The sequence below is a fragment of the Aeromonas popoffii genome, from assembly GCF_000820025.1.
In the GTDB taxonomy this organism is placed as follows: Bacteria; Pseudomonadota; Gammaproteobacteria; order Enterobacterales; family Aeromonadaceae; genus Aeromonas; species Aeromonas popoffii.
This window is the reverse complement of the sequence record NZ_CDBI01000014.1, coordinates 146,665-165,796: the sequence shown is the minus strand read 5'-3', so window position 1 is coordinate 165,796 and position 19,132 is coordinate 146,665. Positions and strand designations below refer to the sequence as shown.

At 59.7% G+C, this 19,132-nt stretch carries 20 protein-coding genes; all 20 read left to right on the top strand.

Going from position 1 to position 19,132, the window contains the following annotated elements; all coding sequences use genetic code 11:
• Positions 1-57 precede the first annotated feature (57 nt).
• The 20 genes from trmJ to BN1129_RS02960 all read left to right on the top strand — a co-directional run bounded on the left by trmJ (position 58) and on the right by BN1129_RS02960 (position 19,021).
• Entirely contained in the window at positions 58-780 is a 723-nt protein-coding gene (gene trmJ / locus BN1129_RS03055) for a tRNA (cytosine(32)/uridine(32)-2'-O)-methyltransferase TrmJ (protein WP_042034416.1), read from the top strand.
• 93 nt (positions 781-873) lie between these two features.
• On the top strand, positions 874-1,377 hold the full coding sequence (gene iscR / locus BN1129_RS03050; protein WP_042034415.1) for a Fe-S cluster assembly transcriptional regulator IscR: 504 nt from the start codon (positions 874-876) through the stop codon (positions 1,375-1,377).
• 57 nt (positions 1,378-1,434) lie between these two features.
• Positions 1,435-2,649, top strand: coding sequence for an IscS subfamily cysteine desulfurase (locus tag BN1129_RS03045; RefSeq protein WP_042034414.1), 1,215 nt, complete (start codon positions 1,435-1,437; stop codon positions 2,647-2,649).
• 41 nt (positions 2,650-2,690) lie between these two features.
• Positions 2,691-3,074 (top strand): Fe-S cluster assembly scaffold IscU, encoded by a 384-nt coding sequence (gene iscU / locus BN1129_RS03040; RefSeq protein ID WP_005310405.1) that lies wholly within the window; start codon positions 2,691-2,693, stop codon positions 3,072-3,074.
• A gap of 15 nt (positions 3,075-3,089) precedes the next feature.
• A complete protein-coding gene (iscA, locus tag BN1129_RS03035) occupies positions 3,090-3,413 on the top strand; it encodes an iron-sulfur cluster assembly protein IscA (RefSeq protein WP_042034411.1) in 324 nt (107 codons plus the stop codon).
• Between the two features lie 112 nt (positions 3,414-3,525).
• Positions 3,526-4,044, top strand: coding sequence for a co-chaperone HscB (gene hscB, locus BN1129_RS03030; protein WP_042034410.1), 519 nt, complete (start codon positions 3,526-3,528; stop codon positions 4,042-4,044).
• 28 nt (positions 4,045-4,072) lie between these two features.
• Positions 4,073-5,935, top strand: coding sequence for a Fe-S protein assembly chaperone HscA (hscA, locus tag BN1129_RS03025; protein WP_042034409.1), 1,863 nt, complete (start codon positions 4,073-4,075; stop codon positions 5,933-5,935).
• A 1-nt stretch (position 5,936) separates the two neighbouring features.
• A complete protein-coding gene (gene fdx / locus BN1129_RS03020; protein ID WP_042034407.1) occupies positions 5,937-6,275 on the top strand; it encodes an ISC system 2Fe-2S type ferredoxin in 339 nt (112 codons plus the stop codon).
• 158 nt (positions 6,276-6,433) lie between these two features.
• The gene (pepB, locus tag BN1129_RS03015) at positions 6,434-7,738 is read left to right on the top strand and encodes an aminopeptidase PepB (protein WP_042034405.1); all 1,305 of its coding nucleotides are present in this window, start codon (positions 6,434-6,436) and stop codon (positions 7,736-7,738) included.
• A complete protein-coding gene (gene pepB / locus BN1129_RS03010; RefSeq protein ID WP_042034404.1) occupies positions 7,735-9,018 on the top strand; it encodes an aminopeptidase PepB in 1,284 nt (427 codons plus the stop codon). Before pepB (BN1129_RS03015) ends, pepB (BN1129_RS03010) begins: the two co-directional genes overlap by 4 nt.
• A 283-nt stretch (positions 9,019-9,301) precedes the next feature.
• Positions 9,302-9,730: a nucleoside-diphosphate kinase gene (ndk, locus tag BN1129_RS03005; RefSeq protein WP_042034402.1), complete on the top strand. Its 429-nt coding sequence runs from the start codon at positions 9,302-9,304 to the stop codon at positions 9,728-9,730.
• A 166-nt stretch (positions 9,731-9,896) separates the two neighbouring features.
• Complete coding sequence (gene rlmN, locus BN1129_RS03000; protein WP_042034400.1) at positions 9,897-11,000, top strand: dual-specificity RNA methyltransferase RlmN; 1,104 nt, start codon at positions 9,897-9,899, stop codon at positions 10,998-11,000.
• Between the two features lie 12 nt (positions 11,001-11,012).
• Entirely contained in the window at positions 11,013-11,804 is a 792-nt protein-coding gene (gene tapF, locus BN1129_RS02995) for a PilW family type IVa pilus biogenesis/stability lipoprotein TapF (protein ID WP_157013240.1), read from the top strand.
• The gene (gene rodZ / locus BN1129_RS02990) at positions 11,794-12,738 is read left to right on the top strand and encodes a cytoskeleton protein RodZ (RefSeq protein WP_042034397.1); all 945 of its coding nucleotides are present in this window, start codon (positions 11,794-11,796) and stop codon (positions 12,736-12,738) included. The genes tapF and rodZ overlap by 11 nt, the downstream gene beginning before the upstream one ends.
• Before the next feature lie 10 nt (positions 12,739-12,748).
• Entirely contained in the window at positions 12,749-13,864 is a 1,116-nt protein-coding gene (gene ispG, locus BN1129_RS02985) for a flavodoxin-dependent (E)-4-hydroxy-3-methylbut-2-enyl-diphosphate synthase (RefSeq protein ID WP_042034644.1), read from the top strand.
• Positions 13,865-14,003: 139 nt separating this feature from the next.
• On the top strand, positions 14,004-15,281 hold the full coding sequence (gene hisS / locus BN1129_RS02980) for a histidine--tRNA ligase (RefSeq protein WP_042034396.1): 1,278 nt from the start codon (positions 14,004-14,006) through the stop codon (positions 15,279-15,281).
• 3 nt (positions 15,282-15,284) lie between these two features.
• Positions 15,285-15,935 carry a YfgM family protein gene (locus BN1129_RS02975; RefSeq protein ID WP_042034395.1) on the top strand — a complete coding sequence of 217 codons (651 nt, stop codon included), beginning with the start codon at positions 15,285-15,287 and terminating at the stop codon, positions 15,933-15,935.
• Positions 15,928-17,112 (top strand): outer membrane protein assembly factor BamB, encoded by a 1,185-nt coding sequence (gene bamB, locus BN1129_RS02970; RefSeq protein ID WP_042034394.1) that lies wholly within the window; start codon positions 15,928-15,930, stop codon positions 17,110-17,112. Before BN1129_RS02975 ends, bamB begins: the two co-directional genes overlap by 8 nt.
• A 74-nt stretch (positions 17,113-17,186) precedes the next feature.
• Positions 17,187-18,683, top strand: a complete 1,497-nt coding sequence (gene der, locus BN1129_RS02965; RefSeq protein WP_042034393.1) for a ribosome biogenesis GTPase Der — start codon at positions 17,187-17,189, stop codon at positions 18,681-18,683.
• 104 nt (positions 18,684-18,787) lie between these two features.
• A complete protein-coding gene (locus tag BN1129_RS02960; RefSeq protein WP_042034392.1) occupies positions 18,788-19,021 on the top strand; it encodes a zinc ribbon domain-containing protein in 234 nt (77 codons plus the stop codon).
• Positions 19,022-19,132: the final 111 nt, after the last annotated feature.

Genomic DNA, 19,132 nt, shown 5'->3' with positions numbered 1-19,132 from the left:
AATAGCGATTGGCTATGTTACAATTGCGCGCCATTTTTGACTGAAGATTGACAGGGCATGTTGGATCAGATTCGTATCGTGTTGGTAAACACTTCTCACACCGGCAACATGGGCTCTGCGGCACGCGCCATGAAGACCATGGGACTGACCCAACTGGTGTTGGTTGATCCGCAGGCCTTGCCAGATGACAACGCCATGGCCCTGGCGGCAGGTGCCAGCGATGTTCTGGCCAATGCCCGCATAGTGTCGACGCTGGATGAAGCCATTGCCGATTGTGGTCTGGTCATAGGCACCAGTGCCCGTTCCCGTACCCTGAGCTGGCCCATGCTGGATCCTCGCGAAGCGGGGGAGAAGGCGGTGGTGGAAGGCGTGAAGCATCCGGTGGCCCTGGTGTTTGGCCGTGAACGCACTGGCCTCACCAACGACGAGTTGCAGAAGTGCCACTACCACGTGGCCATTGCGGCTAACCCCGAATACAGCTCTCTTAATCTGGCCATGGCGGTGCAGACTATCTGCTACGAAGTGCGGATGCACTGGTTGCAGGATCAGGCTCCCGAGGTAGTGAGTGAGGCGGATTATCCCAGTGCCGATCAGCTGGAAGGCTTCTATCAGCACCTGGAGCAGACCCTGCTCAAGACGGGATTCATTGCTGACGACCATCCCGGGCAGGTGATGAGCAAGCTGCGTCGCCTGTTCAATCGGGCCCGTCCGGAAACGGTGGAGCTGAACATTTTGCGCGGTATTTTGACCTCGGTACAGAAGCCGAAACCGCAGGATTAAACCTGACTGTATTACTCAACCATATACTTGACTGTTTTAGTCGGGTATGTGACCATATGCCCATGTTGATTGGTTCGCAAGACGGTAAGGCATATGAGACTGACCTCAAAAGGACGTTACGCTGTGACTGCCATGCTCGACGTGGCGTTGCATGCAGAGCAGGGGCCTGTGCCTCTGGCTGATATTTCAGAACGCCAGGGCATCTCTTTGTCCTATCTGGAACAGCTGTTTGCCCGCCTGCGCAAGCATGGCCTGGTGAGTAGCGTACGTGGCCCGGGTGGCGGTTATCGCCTCGGTCTGGCCCCTGACGCCATCTCGGTCGGTCAGGTGATCACCGCAGTCGACGAGTCGGTGGATGCCACCAAGTGCCTCGGCAAAGGGGGCTGCCACGGCGGTACCCAATGCCTCACTCACTCCCTGTGGCGTGATCTTAGCGAGCGCATTTCCAGTTTCCTGGGGGATATCACCCTGGCAGAGCTGGTGAGTCAGGCGGATGTGCGCCGGATTGCCGGCAAGCAAGACGAACAAATGAAAACCGTGTTGTCCCTGGTTGATCGGGCAGAACGCGGCGATGTGAGCTTGAAAGTCCAACTATAAACAAACGTGCTTTCCACAGTCGGTCGATGTGTGACCCTGGCTGTAACGGAGAAAAACATGAAACTGCCTATTTACCTTGATTATTCGGCAACCTGTCCGGTGGACCCGCGTGTCGCAGAAAAAATGATGCAGTGTCTCACCATGGATGGCCTGTTTGGCAATCCAGCATCCCGTTCCCACCGCTTTGGCTGGCAAGCCGAAGAGGCGGTAGACTTGGCCCGTAATCAAGTGGCAGACCTGATCGGTGCCGACCCGCGCGAGATCGTCTTCACCTCCGGCGCGACCGAATCCAACAACCTGGCCATCAAGGGCGTTGCCCATTTCTATGCTGGCAAGGGCAAACACATCATCACCTCCAAGACAGAGCACAAGGCAGTACTCGATACTTGTCGCCAGCTGGAGCGTGAAGGCTATGAGGTGACTTACCTCGAGCCGATGCCGAACGGCCTGTTCACCCTGGAGCAGATTGAAGGCGCCCTGCGCGATGACACCATTTTGGTCAGCATCATGCATGTGAACAACGAGATTGGCGTGGTGCAGAATATTGCCGCTATCGGCGATCTGTGCCGCTCCCACAAGATCCTGCTGCACGTGGACGCGGTCCAGAGCGTGGGCAAAATCCCGGTGGATGTGGAAGCCCTGAAAGTGGATCTGCTCTCCGTGTCCGCCCACAAGGTATACGGCCCCAAAGGCATAGGTGCCCTCTACGTGCGTCGCAAGCCCCGCGTGCGTCTGGAAGCCCAGATGCACGGTGGCGGTCATGAGCGCGGCATGCGTTCTGGCACCCTGCCGACCCACCAGATCGTCGGCATGGGCGAAGCCTTCCGCATCGCCAAGGAAGAGATGGTGAGCGAAGGTCAACACATCATGGCTCTGCGTCAGCGTTTGTGGGATGGCATCAAGGACATCGAAGCCGTTTATATCAACGGTGACCTGGAACAGCGTGTGCCGGGCAACCTGAACGTCAGCTTCGCCTATGTGGAAGGGGAATCCCTCATCATGGCGCTGAAGGATCTGGCAGTCTCTTCCGGCTCTGCCTGTACCTCGGCCAGCCTGGAGCCCTCCTATGTGCTGCGTGCACTGGGTCTGAACGACGAGCTGGCGCACAGCTCCATCCGTTTCAGCTTGGGTCGCTTCACTACAGAAGAAGAGATTGATTACGCAATCAAGCTTATCCGTGACTCCATCGGTCGTCTGCGCGAGATGTCTCCCCTGTGGGAGATGTACAAAGATGGCGTCGATCTGAACACGGTCGAATGGGCTCATCACTGATCCACAGGATCAGTGATCAACGGAATTAGCAGGAGTTAGATATGGCTTACAGTGAAAAAGTAATCGACCACTACGAGAATCCCCGCAACGTAGGTGGCTTCGACAAGAACGATCCCAACATAGCGACCGGCATGGTTGGCGCCCCGGCTTGTGGCGACGTGATGAAGCTGCAGCTGAAGATCAGCGACGATGGCATCATCGAAGATGCCAAGTTCAAGACCTACGGCTGTGGCTCTGCCATTGCCTCCAGCTCCCTGGTGACCGAGTGGGTCAAGGGCAAGACGCTGGACGAGGCCGCGGGCATCAAGAACACCGACATCGCGGAAGAGCTGGCCCTGCCGCCGGTGAAGATCCACTGCTCCATTCTGGCTGAGGATGCCATCAAGGCCGCCATCGCCGATTACAAGCAGAAGAAAGGTCTCTAAGGTCAGGAGCGCAGTATGGCCATTACCATGACAGATGCCGCAGCGGCACGGGTTTCCTCTTTTCTGACCAACCGGGGCAAGGGCATTGGCCTTCGCCTCGGTGTCAAGACCACCGGCTGTTCGGGTCTTGCCTATGTGCTGGAGTTTGTCGATGAGCTGGCGGATGAAGATCAGGTGTTTGAGCAAAACGGTGTCAAAGTCATCGTCGATGCCAAGAGCCTGATCCATCTGGATGGCACTGAGCTGGACTTCGTCAAGGAGGGGCTCAACGAGGGCTTCCAGTTCAACAATCCCAACGCCAAGGGCGAGTGTGGTTGTGGCGAAAGTTTCAATGTCTAACCGGTTTGACATACGGCATGTCTTGTCGCTTGAACTGGCCGGAAACGGCCAGTTCAATATCGCCCAAGCCAGGGGCGAGTGTGGTGGTGGCGAACGTGTCTAAGAGGCTTGCATGAATCATTTCGAGCTGTTTGGGCTGGTTGAAGGCTTCGAGCTCGATACCCGTCAGCTGGCGGATACCTACCGTCAGTTGCAAACCCAGTTCCACCCCGATCGTTTTGCCACGGCTCCCGAGCGGGAGCAACTGGTTGCGGTGCAACGTGCCGCCCAGATCAACGATGCCTTCACGACCCTCAAGGCGCCCCTGCGCCGAGCCGAGTATCTGCTCTCCCTGCGCGGCACCGAACTTCGTGGCGAGCAGCAAACCCTGCAAGACACTACCTTCCTGATGCAGCAGCTGGAGTGGCGTGAGCGGCTGGCCGACCTGAAAGGGGAGTCCGAGCCTGAGCGTGCCATCAAGGATTTTCGCCACGAAATCAGGCATGATCACCAGTTTTTGATGCAACGCCTGACGCAGGATCTCGCCGCTGGCGATGATGTGAGCGCGGCTGATTGCGTTCGCAAACTCAAGTTTGTCGACAAGCTCCTCGAAGAGCTGGAACGATTCGAAGACTCGCTGTTCGAGTCTTGATCCTTTAACGCTGGAATTTTGATTACCCATGGCATTACTGCAAATCGCCGAGCCCGGCCAGAGCGCCGCACCTCATCAGCATAAACGTGCCGTTGGCATCGATCTTGGCACCACCAACTCTCTCGTTGCTGCGGTTCGCAGCGGTCACGCCGATACCCTCTGCGACGAGCAGGGGCGCGATCTGCTGCCGTCTGTGGTGCACTATCAGTTTGACAATGGCCAGGCTGATGCCATTCGGGTCGGCTTTGACGCCAAACGCGAGGCGGCCCTCGATCCGCACAACACCATCGTCTCCGCCAAGCGGATGATGGGCAAGGCGCTGGCCGATATCGATACCCGCCAGCAGCCTTACCAGTTTGTGGCCGCCGACAATGGCATGCCCCAGTTTCAGACCCGTCAGGGGCTGGTCAACCCGGTGCAGGTCTCTGCCGAAATCTTGAAGAAACTGGCCGAGCGGGGCGCCGCCGCACTGGGCGGTGAGCTGGATGGCGTTGTCATCACTGTGCCTGCCTATTTCGATGATGCCCAGCGTCAGGGCACCAAGGATGCGGCCCGTCTGGCCGGCTTGCACGTGCTGCGCCTGCTCAATGAGCCGACCGCGGCCGCCATCGCCTACGGCCTCGACTCCGGTCAGGAAGGGGTGATAGCGGTCTACGATCTCGGCGGCGGGACCTTCGACATCTCCATCCTGCGGCTGCATCGCGGCGTGTTCGAGGTGATGGCCACCGGTGGCGACTCCGCCCTTGGGGGCGATGATTTTGATCACCTGCTGGCGGACTGGATCAAGGAGCAGGCTGGCCTTGAAGGTCTGCTCGACGCCCGTACCCAGCGCGAGCTGCTGGACGTGGCGGCCGCTGTTAAACACGGCCTGACCGATGCCGTTCGGGTGCCCTGTGCCTTTGCCGGCTGGCAGGGCGAGGTGAGCCGCAGCCAGTTTGATGCGCTCATCATGCCGCTGGTCAAGCGTACCCTGCTGGCCTGCCGCCGCGCTCTGCGCGATGCGGATCTTGAGCAGGTGGAAGTGCTGGAAGTGGTGATGGTCGGTGGCTCCACCCGGGTGCCGCTGGTGCGCGAGCGGGTGGGCGATTTCTTCCAGCGTCCGCCGCTGACCCGTATCGACCCGGACAAGGTAGTGGCCATCGGCGCCGCCATTCAGGCCGACATTCTGGTGGGCAACAAGCCCGATGCCGAGATGCTGCTGCTGGACGTGATCCCGCTTTCCCTGGGGCTCGAGACCATGGGTGGCCTGGCCGAGAAGGTGATCCCGCGCAACACCACCATACCGGTGGCCCGCGCCCAGGAGTTCACCACCTTCAAGGACGGCCAGACTGCGATGGCGATCCATGTGGTACAGGGTGAGCGCGAACTGGTGGCCGATTGCCGCTCTCTGGCGCGTTTCACCCTGACCGGTATTCCGCCGATGGCGGCGGGTGCGGCCCACATTCGTGTCACCTTCCAGGTGGATGCGGATGGCCTGCTGTCGGTCAGCGCCATGGAAAAATCCTCTGGTGTGCAGGCCGAAATCCAGGTCAAGCCCTCCTACGGGCTGGGGGAGGAGGACATACTCACCATGCTGAGCGCCTCCATCGCCAATGCCCAGCAAGACATGGATGCCCGCATGCTGGCAGAGCAGCAGGTGGAGGCCGATCGTGTGGTCGAAAGCCTCAACGCCGCGCTGGCCGCTGACGGTGATACGCTGCTGAGCGCCGCCGAGCGCGCCACCATCGACAGTGCGATTACTCATCTGCTGGCCATGCGCGCCGCAGGGACAACCAATCAAATCAAAGATGCCATCGAGGCGGCGGACGCTGCCAGTGGCGAATTTGCAGCCCGCCGGATGGATGCCTCCATCCGCAAGGTGCTGACCGGACAAAACGTCAACAAGGTGTAATATGCCAAAACTGATTATTCTGCCCCATCCCGAGCTCTGTCCGGACGGTGCTGCCCTCGAAGGCCAGAGTGGCGAAACCATTCTGGACGTGGCACTGCGCAACGGTATCGAGCTCGAGCACGCCTGCGAGAAGTCCTGCGCCTGCACCACCTGTCACTGCGTGGTGCGGGAGGGGTTTGACTCCCTCGAGCCGAGCGATGAGCTGGAAGATGACATGCTGGACAAGGCGTGGGGACTGGAGCCGGAATCCCGCCTCAGTTGCCAGGCTAGACTGGCAGACGAGGATCTGGTGGTGGAACTGCCCAAGTACACCATCAACCTCGCCTCAGAACGCCATTGATGGCACCTTAATTACACATGAGTGAATTGAGCGTGCAGCATCTCATGGTGCAGTAATGATATGGTGAAGGCCGTGACCCTTGAGGGGAACGGCCTTTTTTGTACTCGTTATTTCCCTATTCATTAATGCAAGTGCCAATAAAAAGGAAGCAAGAGAAGATGGCTGACATGATGAAGGTAGTGTTGTCCACCCAGGCCGCTGCCGCCCATTGGGGCGAAGGCGCCCTGCTCAGTTTCAACGATGACCAAGTGCTGATCCATCTGGACCTTGCCGGCCAGGAGCAGGATGCACTGCGTGCCATCCAGCGTGCTAGCCGTCGACTCGAGTCGACCGGTATCAAGCGGGTCAAGCTGGCCGGTGAAGCCTGGGATCTGGAGCGCCGCTATGCCTTCGCCCAGGGTTTCTATGCCGCCAAGGGAGTGCGTGAGCTGGACCTCGGTGAGCAGAGTGTTTCTGATGCCCGCGAGCTGGATGCGCTGATCAAGGCGAGCCGCTGGGTGCGCGAGGTGACCAACGGTTGTCCGGAAGAGATTTATCCCATGAGCCTGGCGGAGTCAGCCCTGCTGCTCATTCGTGGTCTGGCCGGGGATCAGGTGACTGCACGTATCACGGCTGGCGAGGCGCTGCGTGAGGCTGGCCATATCGGCATCTGGTCGGTGGGCCGTGGCAGCGAGCGCGAACCCGTGCTGCTGGAGCTGGACTACAACCCGACCGGGGATCGCAATGCCCCCGTGGTGGCTGCCCTGGTGGGCAAGGGCATCACCTTCGACTCCGGTGGCTACTCCATGAAGTCCTCTGACAACATGCTGCCGATGAAGTCCGATATGGGCGGCGCCGCCATGGTGACCGGCGCCCTGGCGCTCGCCATCAGTCGCGGCCTCAAGCACAGGGTCAAGCTCATCCTCTGCTGCGCCGAAAACCTGGTCTCCGGCCACGCCTTCAAGCTGGGTGACATCCTCACCTACAAGAACGGCATCTCGGTCGAGATCCAGAATACCGATGCCGAAGGGCGTCTGGTGCTGGCCGACGGCCTGATGGCGGCCTCCGACAGTGGCGCGGCCTATATTCTCGATGCCGCTACCCTGACCGGCGCCGCCAAGACGGCGCTGGGTCGCGACTACAACGCCGTGTTTGCCCTCGATGAAGTCGAGCAGCAACGGGTACTGGCAGCCGCTAAAGCCGAACACGAGAAGGCTTGGGCCCTGCCGCTGGAACCCTGGCATGTGGGCCAGCTCACCTCCGCCTTTGCCGATCTGGGCAATGTGGCTTCCGCCGAAGGCACGGCCGGTGCCACCACGGCGGCTGCGTTTTTGTCCCGCTTCGTGCGCGATGAGGGCAAGGGGTGGGTACACCTGGATCTGGCCGCGGCTTATCAAAAATCTGGCAACGATCTCTGGGCGACCGGTGCCAAGGGCCACGGCCTGCGCACGATCGCTCGCTGGCTGCAGGAGGTGACGATATGAACGTCTGGTTAAACCGTGAGTTCGCGCCAGCCGAGTGGGGGGAGGGAGCACTGCTCTCTCACCGTGCCGATGGCATGGTGATCCATCTGGTCACCGCCACGCCACTGCTCGATATCCAGCAGGCAGCGCGTCGCCTGTGCAGTCAGGGGATCCAGAGGGTGGCGCTGGCCGGTCATTGGGAGCGCGAGCAGCAGTGGGCCTTCGCCCAGGGGTTGCAAACTCCCAAGGCCGAAGTCGAGCTGCAGTGGGCCACCTCGTCGGAAGAGGACAGGGAAGAGCTGGAGGCACGCTGGTTGTGCGGGCGCTGGGTACGCGAGATGACCAATGCGACCCCGGAACAGCTGGGGCCGCTGGATCTGGCGGTGGAGGCGGCGGCTTTCATCACCGAGCTGGTGCCGGACAAGGTGAGCCACCGCATTTTGAAAGGTGAAGCCCTGCAACAGGCTGGCTGGGTCGGCCTCTATCAGGTTGGCCGTGGCAGCGAGCGTGAGCCCGTGCTGCTGGAGCTGGACTACAACCCGACCGGGGATCGTAACGCCCCGGTGGCGGCGGCCCTGGTGGGCAAGGGCATCACCTTCGACTCCGGTGGCTACTCCATGAAAACCTCCCAGGGCATGCTCACCATGAAGCATGACATGGGGGGCGCGGCCATAGTGACCGGTGCCCTGGCGCTGGCCATACTGCGCGGCCTCGACAAGCGGGTGAAGCTCATCCTCTGCTGCGCCGAGAACCTGGTCTCTGGCCACGCCTACAAGTTGGGTGACATCCTCACCTACAAGAACGGCACCACGGTGGAAATCGTCAACACGGATGCCGAGGGGCGCCTGGTGCTGGCCGACGGCCTGCAACTGGCTAGCGACAGCGGGGCGCCGCTCATCATAGATGCAGCCACCCTGACGGGCGCCGCCGTGATGGCGCTGGGGGGGCGTTACAACGCCCTGTTTGGACTGGACAAGGGACTGGTGAGTCGTGCCATGGCTTACGCCGATGCCGAACAGGAGCCCGCCTGGCCGCTGCCGCTGGAGCCCTGGCACCGCCAGCAGTGCCCGTCCCACTATGCCGACACGGCCAACAGCCGCCCTGTGCCGGGCGGTGGCCCGGGCGGCGCTTCCAACGCGGCGGGCTTCCTCTCTCGCTTCGTCGGTAATGAAGGACGGGGTTGGTTGCACGTCGATCTGGCCGCCTGTTTCAGCGAGAACGGTGACAGCCTGTGGGCGCCGGGCGCCAACACCCTTGGCATGCGCACCATAGCGCATACCCTGCTGGCGGAAGCACGCTGAGCAGAATGACAATCGTCAAGGAAGGGCACCTGAGGGTGCCCTTTTCAACTGTGCTGGATGAGTGAGCAATAGGCTGGGTTTTAGAGGCTTAACAGGGCTATCGTGCACAAGCGCACATTTTTTCCTGCTTCACTGGGTCAAGATGAGTGGTGATGTTGTTTTGAGGACGCTTTTGTTTAATAAAAAGTTGCTTTTTTGTGTGTTGTTTCGGTTTTTGTTTACGTATAATCGCCGCCGAACATGGATTCTAACAATAAAACTCTGTAGTTAAGGAAAGATCTCAATGGCCATCGAACGTACCTTCTCTATCGTGAAACCGGATGCTGTCAGCAAAAACCTGATCGGTGCCATCTACAACCGCTTCGAGAGCGCTGGCCTGAAGGTCATCGCCGCCAAGATGCTGCACATGAGCAGCGAGCAAGCCGCCGGTTTCTACGCAGAACACCAGGGCAAGCCTTTCTATGATGCACTGGTCAGCTTTATGACCTCGGGCCCTGTGATGGTACAGGTGCTGGAAGGGGAAGAGGCCATCCGCCGTCACCGTGAAATCATGGGGGCGACCAACCCGAAAGAGGCCCAGGCCGGTACCCTGCGTGCCTGCTACGCCGAGAGCATCGACCGCAACGCGGTGCATGGTTCCGACGCCCCGGCCTCTGCCGCCCGTGAAATTGCCTACTTCTTCTCTGACAACGAGATCTGCCCGCGCCGCTGATCTTGTCCTGAGATGATCAAGGGAGCCTCGGCTCCCTTTTGTTTTTTAGCCTTTTGGTCAATATCCCCTTATTCTCCGGGTAGAAAGCCAGACCCATTATTTGTACAATGCCGCCCCCTGACATCGTCAGCCAATAATTTATGTAGTTTGTGGACTGAGGCCTTTGATGAGCGAAATAAAAACCAACCTGCTGGATCTTGATCGGGATGCCATGCGTGCCTTCTTCGTCGAACTGGGCGAGAAGCCATTCCGGGCAGATCAGATCATGAAGTGGATCTATCACTTCGGTTGTGATGATTTCGATCAGATGAACAACGTCAACAAGGTACTGCGCGAGCGCCTGAAGGCGATCGCCGAGATCCGCGCGCCGGAAGTGAGCCGTGAACAGCGTTCCGCGGATGGCACCATCAAGTGGGCGTTGCAGGTTGGCGGTCAGGAAGTGGAAACCGTCTACATCCCGGAAGAAGACCGAGCTACCCTGTGCGTCTCCTCCCAGGTCGGTTGCGCGCTGGCGTGCAAGTTCTGCTCCACCGCCCAGCAGGGTTTTAACCGCAATCTGAAAGTGTCCGAGATCATCGGCCAGGTGTGGCGCGCTGCCAAGATAGTCGGTGGCAAGCGCCCCATCACCAACGTAGTGATGATGGGCATGGGCGAGCCGCTGCTCAACCTCGCCAATGTGGTGCCTGCCATGCGCCTGATGATGGATGACTTCGGCTACGGTATCTCCAAACGCCGCGTGACCATCTCCACCTCGGGTGTGGTGCCAGCGCTGGATATCCTTGGTGATCAAATTGACGTGGCCCTGGCCATCTCACTGCATGCGCCGAACGACAAGCTGCGCTCCGAGATCATGCCGATCAACGACAAGTACAACATCGAGGACTTCCTCGCTGGGGTGCGCCGTTATCTGGCCAAGTCCAATGCCAATGGCGGCCGTGTGACGGTGGAGTATGTGCTGCTCGATCATATCAATGACGACATGCAGCATGCCCACGAGCTGGCCAAGGTGCTCAAAGACACCCCGAGCAAGATCAACCTGATCCCGTTCAACCCCTTCCCGGGCAACCCCTATGGCAAGCCGAGCAACAGCCGCATCGACCGTTTCTCCAAGGTGTTGATGGAATATGGCTTCACCGTCATCGTCCGCAAGACCCGTGGTGACGACATAGACGCCGCCTGCGGTCAGCTGGTGGGAGAGGTGATAGATCGCACCAAACGCACCATGAAAAATCGGATGCAACAGGATGGGATTTCCGTCAAAATGGTTTAAATAGCTAAGCCATTGTATAGTCAGGGAATGGATACACGTACATTGATCGTAGTGGCAGCGCTCTGCGCGCTGCCAGGCTGTGTTACCGAGACCACTTACGCGGGCCAGAATTCGACCCAGCGTGAAGTGGGTCCCGACCTCAAGGCTGCTGCCCAGACTCGTCTGGACTTAGGCATTCAATATCTTCGACAGGGCAATGCCGAGCAGGCCAAGTTCAACCTTGATCGCGCCCTTCAGTACGACCCCGACAACCCTCAGGTCTATATCGGCTTCGCTTACTTCTACCAGCAGGTAGAGGATTACAACGCGGCCGAGGAGAGCTACAAGAAAGCTCTCGCCATGGATCCGTCCAATGCTGACGCAATGAACAACTATGGTGCCTTCCTGTGTAACCGTGGTCGCTTCGACGAGGCGGAGAAGGCCTTCCTGCAGGCGATCAGCCAACCCAATTACATCAAGATTGCTGATACCTATGAAAATGCGGCACTTTGCGCCGCGCAAAATCGTAGAAATGATAAAGCAAGCGAGTACTATCGCTTGGCCTTGGGGTATAATCCCCGCAATCCAAGGTTATTGCTGGACATGGCTGAGCTTTCCATGAAAGATGACAAGCTGCCAGATGTGCAGGCCTATCTCGCTCGTTTCGCCGATGCGTCAGACGAGAACGAGAGCAGTCTCTGGTTGAGATTGCGGCTGGCTCAGGCCATGGACAAACCGGCACTCCTTCACCAATTCGGCACTGAGCTGGTAAGGCAATATCCCTCTTCGCAACAAGCCAAGCGTTACTTAGCCAATGACTACTGAACAGCCACACGATTTTCAAGACGACTCTCAGGTAGCAGGCCCAGGCCAGCTGCTGCGCAACGCCCGTGAACAGCTTGGCTGGACACGAGAACAGGTTGCGTCCCGCATTCACCTTCGTCTGACCCTGATTGCTGCGATCGAATCAGATACGTATGACAAGCACACTTCCCATACCTTTATCCGGGGCTACCTGCGTACCTACGCCAAGCTGGTCGGCATCCCGGATGAAACCATCCTGGCCGCCTACGACAAGCTGGGGCTGACCCCTCCCGACAACATCGATATGCAGAGCTTCTCCCGTCGCTCGCGCCAGCAGGCCAACGACAGTCGGCTAAAGGTGGTGACCTGGCTGGTGATCCTGGTGCTGATCGCGCTCTCCGTCGCCTGGTGGTGGCAGAGCACGGCGCGCCGCTCCGCCGGTGACGAGGCCCTGGCGGCCACTGAAATGAGCGCTACCATCGTGGTGCCCTCTGCCGAGGCGTCGCCAGAAATTGTTAACCCTGTTCTCATTGAGGGGGCGGTGCAATCACCGGTTGCAGTCGACACTAGCGTGGTTGCACCGATCTCCGCGGCGACCGGCACCGAGGCTGCGGTCTCTGCTCCCGTAGCCGATACCGCCGTGGCGACTGTGGCCGCTGCGGGTGTGTCGACGCTGGCGGTAGCAGACGATGCGACGACGGATCCCGCCAAGGTACCTCAGCTCAAGATGAGTTTCACCGCCGACTGCTGGCTGGACGTCAAGGATGCCAAGGGCAAGACACTGTTCAGCGGCCTGAAAAAGGCAAATGATCAACTGGTATTGGAAGGACCCGAGCCGCTCAAGCTCATCATTGGCGCGCCCATGGCGGTCAATATGGAATATCAGGGCAAGTCCATCGACATGAGCCGTTACAACAACGGCCGGACTGCTCGCCTCTCACTGCCGCAGGAGTAATTTGTCCGCCATGTCCGCTCACGAATCTCCCATCATTCGTCGTAAATCCAGGCAGATCATGGTCGGTAACGTACCGGTTGGGGGCGACGCACCCATCACGGTCCAGACCATGACCAACACCAAGACCACGGACGTAGCCGCCACCGTCGAGCAGATCCGGCGGATCGAACGGGTTGGCGCCGACATAGTCCGGGTCTCGGTACCCACCATGGAAGCGGCGGAAGCCTTCAAGCTCATCAAGCAGCAGACCCGTATCCCCATCGTTGCCGACATCCACTTCGACTACCGCATCGCGCTCAAAGTGGCCGAGTATGGCGCCGACTGCCTGCGCATCAACCCGGGCAACATAGGCAACGAAGAGCGGGTGCGTGCCGTGGTCGATTGCGCGCGCCACTACAACATTCCGATCCGCATCGGCGTCAACGGCGGTTCTCTTGAGAAAGACATTCAGGAGAAGTACGGTGAGCCGACCCCGCAGGCGCTGCTTGAGTCGGCCATGCGCCACGTGGATTACCTGGATCGCTTCAACTTCGACAACTTCAAGGTGAGCGTCAAGGCGTCAGACGTCTTCCTGGCCATCGGGGCCTATCGCCTGCTGGCCAAACAGATCGAGCAGCCGCTGCACCTTGGCATCACGGAAGCGGGCGGTTTTCGCGCTGGCGCAGTGAAATCCGCTGTCGGGCTTGGCATGCTGCTGGCCGATGGCATAGGCGATACCATCCGCATCTCGCTGGCGGCGGATCCGGTGGAAGAGATCAAGGTAGGCTTTGATATCCTCAAATCCCTGCGCATCCGTTCCCGCGGCATCAACTTCATTGCCTGTCCTTCCTGTTCTCGTCAGGAGTTCGACGTGATCGGTACCGTCAACGCCCTGGAAGAGCGGCTGGAAGACATCATCACCCCCATGGATGTCTCCATCATCGGCTGTGTGGTGAACGGGCCGGGCGAGGCGCTGGTCTCCGATCTGGGGCTGGCGGGGGCCGCCAACAAGAGCGCCTTTTACGAAGGCGGTCAGCGGGTCGACCGGCTGGACAACAAGGATCTCATCCCGATCCTGGAGCGCCGCATTCGCGCCCGGGCGGCCATGCTGGATCCGGCCAACCAGATCCTGGTGGACGAGGGTTGAGCCAGTGCGGGGCCACCTAGGGTGGCCCCGTTTTTAGGTTGCTGATTTTAAATCCCGCATTGGAACGCCCCGATTTTACCTCAGGGTCGAAAATCCCTATAATGCGGCCAAATTTCACGTCTTTTTCTCGAGTATCAACGTGGCAAAACAGATCCAAGCTATTCGCGGTATGAACGATTGCCTGCCGGAGCAGAGCCCGGTATGGCAGAAAGTAGAACAGATACTGCGCCAAGTGGTCGCCAGCTATGGCTACAGCGAAGTGCGCATGCCGATCGTCGAGCAGACTCATCTGTTCAAGCGTGCCATCGGTGAAGTGACCGACGTGGTTGAAAAAGAGATGTACAGCTTCGAAGACCGCAACGGCGATAGCCTGAGCCTGCGTCCGGAAGGGACCGCCAGCTGCGTCCGTGCCGGTATCGAGCACGGTCTGCTCTATAACCAGGAACGCCGTATGTGGTACATGGGTCCCATGTTCCGCCACGAGCGTCCCCAGAAGGGCCGTTACCGCCAGTTCCATCAGTTCGGGGTCGAGCTGTTTGGCATCAACGGGCCGGATATTGACGCCGAACTCATCATGCTGACCCACCGTCTGTGGCGTCTGTTCGGCATCAGCGATCATGTCACCCTGCAGCTCAACACCCTGGGTCAGAGTGCCGAGCGCGCCGCCTATCGCGATGCCCTGGTGGCCTACCTTGAGCAGTACAAGGATCAGCTGGACGAAGAGAGCCAGCGCCGCATGTACAGCAACCCGCTGCGGGTGCTCGACTCCAAGGATGCCAAGGTACAGGCCATTCTGGTGAATGCCCCGCGTCTGTTCGATCACCTGGGTGAAGAGAGCCTGGCTCACTTCGAAGGGCTCAAACGCCTGCTCACCGCCGCTGGCATTCAGTTCGAAGTGAACGAGCGTCTGGTGCGCGGCCTTGACTATTACAACCTCACCGTGTTCGAGTGGGTCACCACCAGCCTGGGTGCTCAGGGCACCGTCTGTGCCGGTGGCCGTTACGACGGCCTGGTGGAGCAGCTTGGCGGTCAAGCGACCCCGGCCGTGGGCTTTGCCATGGGCATGGAGCGTCTGGTGCTGATGCTGGAGACTCTCGAGCTCAACGGCGATATCCGTCCTGCGGTGGATGTCTATCTGGCCATGGTGGGTGAGGGGACCGAGCAGGCTGGTTTCGCGCTTGCCGAGCGTCTGCGTGATGCCCTGCCTGACTTGCGCCTGATGAGCCACTGCGGTGGCGGCAACTTCAAGAAACAACTCAAGCGTGCCGACAAGTGCGGTGCGGCCATTGCCCTGATCCTTGGTGAAACCGAGGTGCAAAACGGGGAGATCACCATCAAATATCTGCGTGGCCAGGCCGAGCAACAGACCGTCACGGTCGACGCCGCCATTGCCCTGCTGGCAGCCAAAGGAGAGTAAGCAGTGGAAGTTTATACCACCGAAGAACAACAGGTTGAGGTCATCAAGAGCTGGTGGAAAGAGAACGGAACCTCGGTGCTCGCAGGAACTGTTATCGGTCTGGTTGGGCTCTTTGGCTGGCGTTATTACAACGAGCGTCAGCAGACCAACCAGGAAGCCGCTTCCCAGGCCTACAACGAGATCTCGGCCCAGCTGGCCAAAGGGGATGCCGCCGCCTTCGAACAGGTGCAAAGCTTCATCAGTGCCCACCAGGGTGATGCTTACGCCGAGCTGGCCGCCCTGCAACTGGCTGCGGCTGCCGTCAAGGCAAACAAGCTGGATCTGGCTGTCGAGCAGCTGACCCTGGTGGCGAACAGTGGTGATGAGAGCATTCGTCCCATCGCTGGCCTGCGTCTGGCCCGGGTCTTAAATGATCTGGGCAAGGCCGATGAGGCCCTAGCCCAGCTTGGCAAGATCAACAATGACGCCTTCAAGGCCCAAGTGGCGGAAGTGCGTGGCGACATCCTGCTCAAACAGGGCAAGGCCGAAGAGGCGCGCGATGCCTATCAGGCGGCGGCCGATGCCGGCGGCCTGCAGGGCAGTGGCGAGCTCAAGCTGAAGATGGACGATCTGGCGCTGCCAGCCGTGACCACGGGTGGAGCTCCGGATGCGTAATCTGTTCAAGATGATGGTGTTGGGGGCAGCAGTCTCCTTCGCCCTGCAGGGGTGCTCCCTGTTCAGCTCCGAAGAAGATCTCAATCCGATGGCACCTTTGCCCGTGGTTGAATCTGCCTTCACTGCCAACATCGTCTGGTCCTCTTCCGTCGGGAATGGCATAGGTGACTTCTACTCCCAGCTCAAACCTGTGGTGGAAGAGGATCGCATCTTTGCCGCTGCCCGCGATGGCACTGTGAGTGCCTTCGATCGCGCCAGCGGCAAGGTGCTGTGGCGTGTGGACTTGGCTGACTTGCCCATCAACGCCGACAAGCGCAGCGCCCGTCTCTCCGGCGGTCTGGTCTCTCGCTACGGCAAGCTGTTCCTCGGCTCCGAGAACGGGGTGGTTTACGCCCTGAACGCAGAGAACGGGGAAGTACTGTGGCAGACCTCGGTGCCGGGTGAAGTGGTGGCAAGCCCTGTCGTCGAAGATGGTCGTGTGGTGGTGCTGACCACCTCGGGTCGCCTGGTGGCGCTCGATACCGATGAAGGCAAGTTGCAGTGGACCCTGGCGGAAGAGCAGCCGCCGCTGACACTGCGCAGTGCCGGTGCCCCGGTCATTACCAATGGTGCGGTGATTTATGGTCGTGCCGATGGCAAGGTGGGCATTGCACTGCTGAGCAACGGTCAGCCGGTTCGTCAATCCAAGGTGGCTGATCCCCGTGGTGCCACTGAGCTTGACCGCATGGTCGACGTCGATGCCAGCCCGCTGATCGCCGGCGATGAGCTCTATGCCATTGCCTACAATGGTCAGCTGATGGCACGCAAGCTGATGACGGGTGACGAGGTGTGGAAGCGCAAGTACTCCGGCTACCGCGACATGGCGGTGACCGGCAATGCCATCGTGCTGACCGACAGCCGCAGCCATCTGTTTGCCGTTGACAGACGCAACGGGCTTGAGCTGTGGTCCAATACCCAGCTGGAAAACCGCACCGTGACTGCACCTGTCATCTTGGGTGACTATGTGGTGGTCGGCGATGTGGAAGGTTACCTGTATTGGCTGGATCGTACCGACGGGACCATCAAGGCCATGCAGCAGCTCGACAGCAGTGGTCTCTACGCCGCCCCCTTGGTGGACGGTGACACCCTGTATGTGCAGAGCCGTGGCGGTAAGTTGTACGCAATTTCGCGTCCCTGATCGTCCGTCAATGTGAATATCCGGCTCCTGGTCTTCGGACCCGGAGCCTTTGTCGTCTTGAGAATGAGGCTTTTATGACTCCTGTAGTAGCCCTGGTGGGCCGCCCCAACGTGGGGAAATCCACCCTGTTTAACCGCTTGACCCGTACCCGGGATGCCCTGGTGGCCGACTTCCCCGGTTTGACCCGGGACCGTAAATACGGTCAGGCGAAGTTGGGCGAGCTGGAATTTATCGTGGTGGATACCGGTGGTATCGATGGCACCGAAGAGGGGATCGAGCTGAAGATGGCCGAACAGTCCCTGCTGGCCATCGAAGAAGCCGATGTGGTGCTGTTCATGGTGGATGCCCGTGCCGGTCTGACTGCGGCGGATCAGGCCATCGCCGAGCACCTGCGCAAGACCCACAAGACGGTGTTTCTGGTGGCCAACAAGACCGATGGCATCGACGGTGACTCCGCCGTGTCCGAGTTCTACGGTCTGGCGCTGGGGGAGGTCTATCAGATTGCCGCCGCCCACGGCCGTGGCGTGCTGAGCCTGTTGGAGCTGGCGCTGGCCCCCCACCTGGAAACCCTGGTCGATGCCGCTGCCGAAGAAGATGCGCAGGATGAAGAAGAGGACTTCGACGAAGAAGCCCTGCTGCGCATGGTAGCTGCCGGTGATCTCGATACCAGGGAAGATACCAAGGAGACCCCGTTCGCCGACTTGCCCATCAAGTTCGCCATCGTCGGTCGCCCCAACGTCGGCAAATCGACCCTGACCAACCGAATGCTGGGTGAAGACCGCGTCATCGTCTATGACATGCCGGGGACCACCCGTGACTCCGTCTATGTTCCGATGGAACGTGACGAGCAGAAGTACGTCATCATCGACACCGCCGGTGTGCGTCGTCGTGGCAAGGTGCACGAGACGGTGGAGAAGTTCTCCGTCATCAAGACGCTCAAGGCTATTGAAGATGCGAACGTCTGCCTGCTGGTGATCGATGCCCAGGAGACCATCACGGATCAGGATTTGAGCATCCTGGGCTTCGTGCTTCACTCAGGCCGCTCAGTGGTGCTGGTGGTGAACAAGTGGGATGGCCTGGATCAGAAGGTGAAAGAGGACGTCAAGAACGAGCTGGACAGACGTCTGGGCTTCATCGATTTTGCCCGTGTCCACTTCATCTCTGCTCTGCACGGCAGCGGCGTCGGCCACCTGTTCGAATCCATCCAGGAGGCGTACCAGTCCGCCACCCGCCGTACCAGCACCGCCATGCTGACCCGCATCATGCAGATGGCGCAGGAAGATCACCAGCCGCCCATGGTGAACGGTCGCCGCGTCAAGCTGAAGTATGCCCACGCCGGTGGTTACAACCCGCCCCGTATCGTGATCCACGGCAACCAGTTGAACGACCTGCCGGATTCGTACAAGCGATATCTCATCAACTACTTCCGCAAGTCGCTCAAGATCATGGGCTCCCCGATCCGGGTCGAGTTCCAGGAGTCGGCCAACCCGTTTGAGGGGCGGAAGAACACCATGACCCTGAGCCAGGAGCGTCAACGCAAGCGCCTGCTCAAGGCCAAAACCAAGAAATAAGGCCCAGCGGCTGCCCTCACCGGCAGCCGTTTTTTCTGGGTAAGAGGCGAGGGGGATCTGCTGTGGGGTGGCCCACAGCACATTCACTTTGAGAGGCGTCGAGTATGAGCACCCTGATATGCCCGGCCTGCAGCGCCGAGCTGGACAGCCGCAGCCCCGAGATCCGCTGTGGTCAGTGCCAGGCCCGTTATCGCATCCGGGCCCTGTGTCCGACCTGCCAGCAAGAGCTGGAGCGGCTCAAGGCCTGCGGCGCTGTGGATTACTTCTGTAACCACTGCAACAGCCTGGTGTCGAAGCGCACGGTGATCTTTGAGGCGACCCCGGCAGGGCAGGTGTGAGGCAATAAAAAACCCGGCAAATGCCGGGTTTATGCTGTGTGTTCTGCTATCAGCAAGGTGTAGGAGCGGTTTCTGCGCCATATCTTGCGTTTGATGTCATTGAGCTTGAGT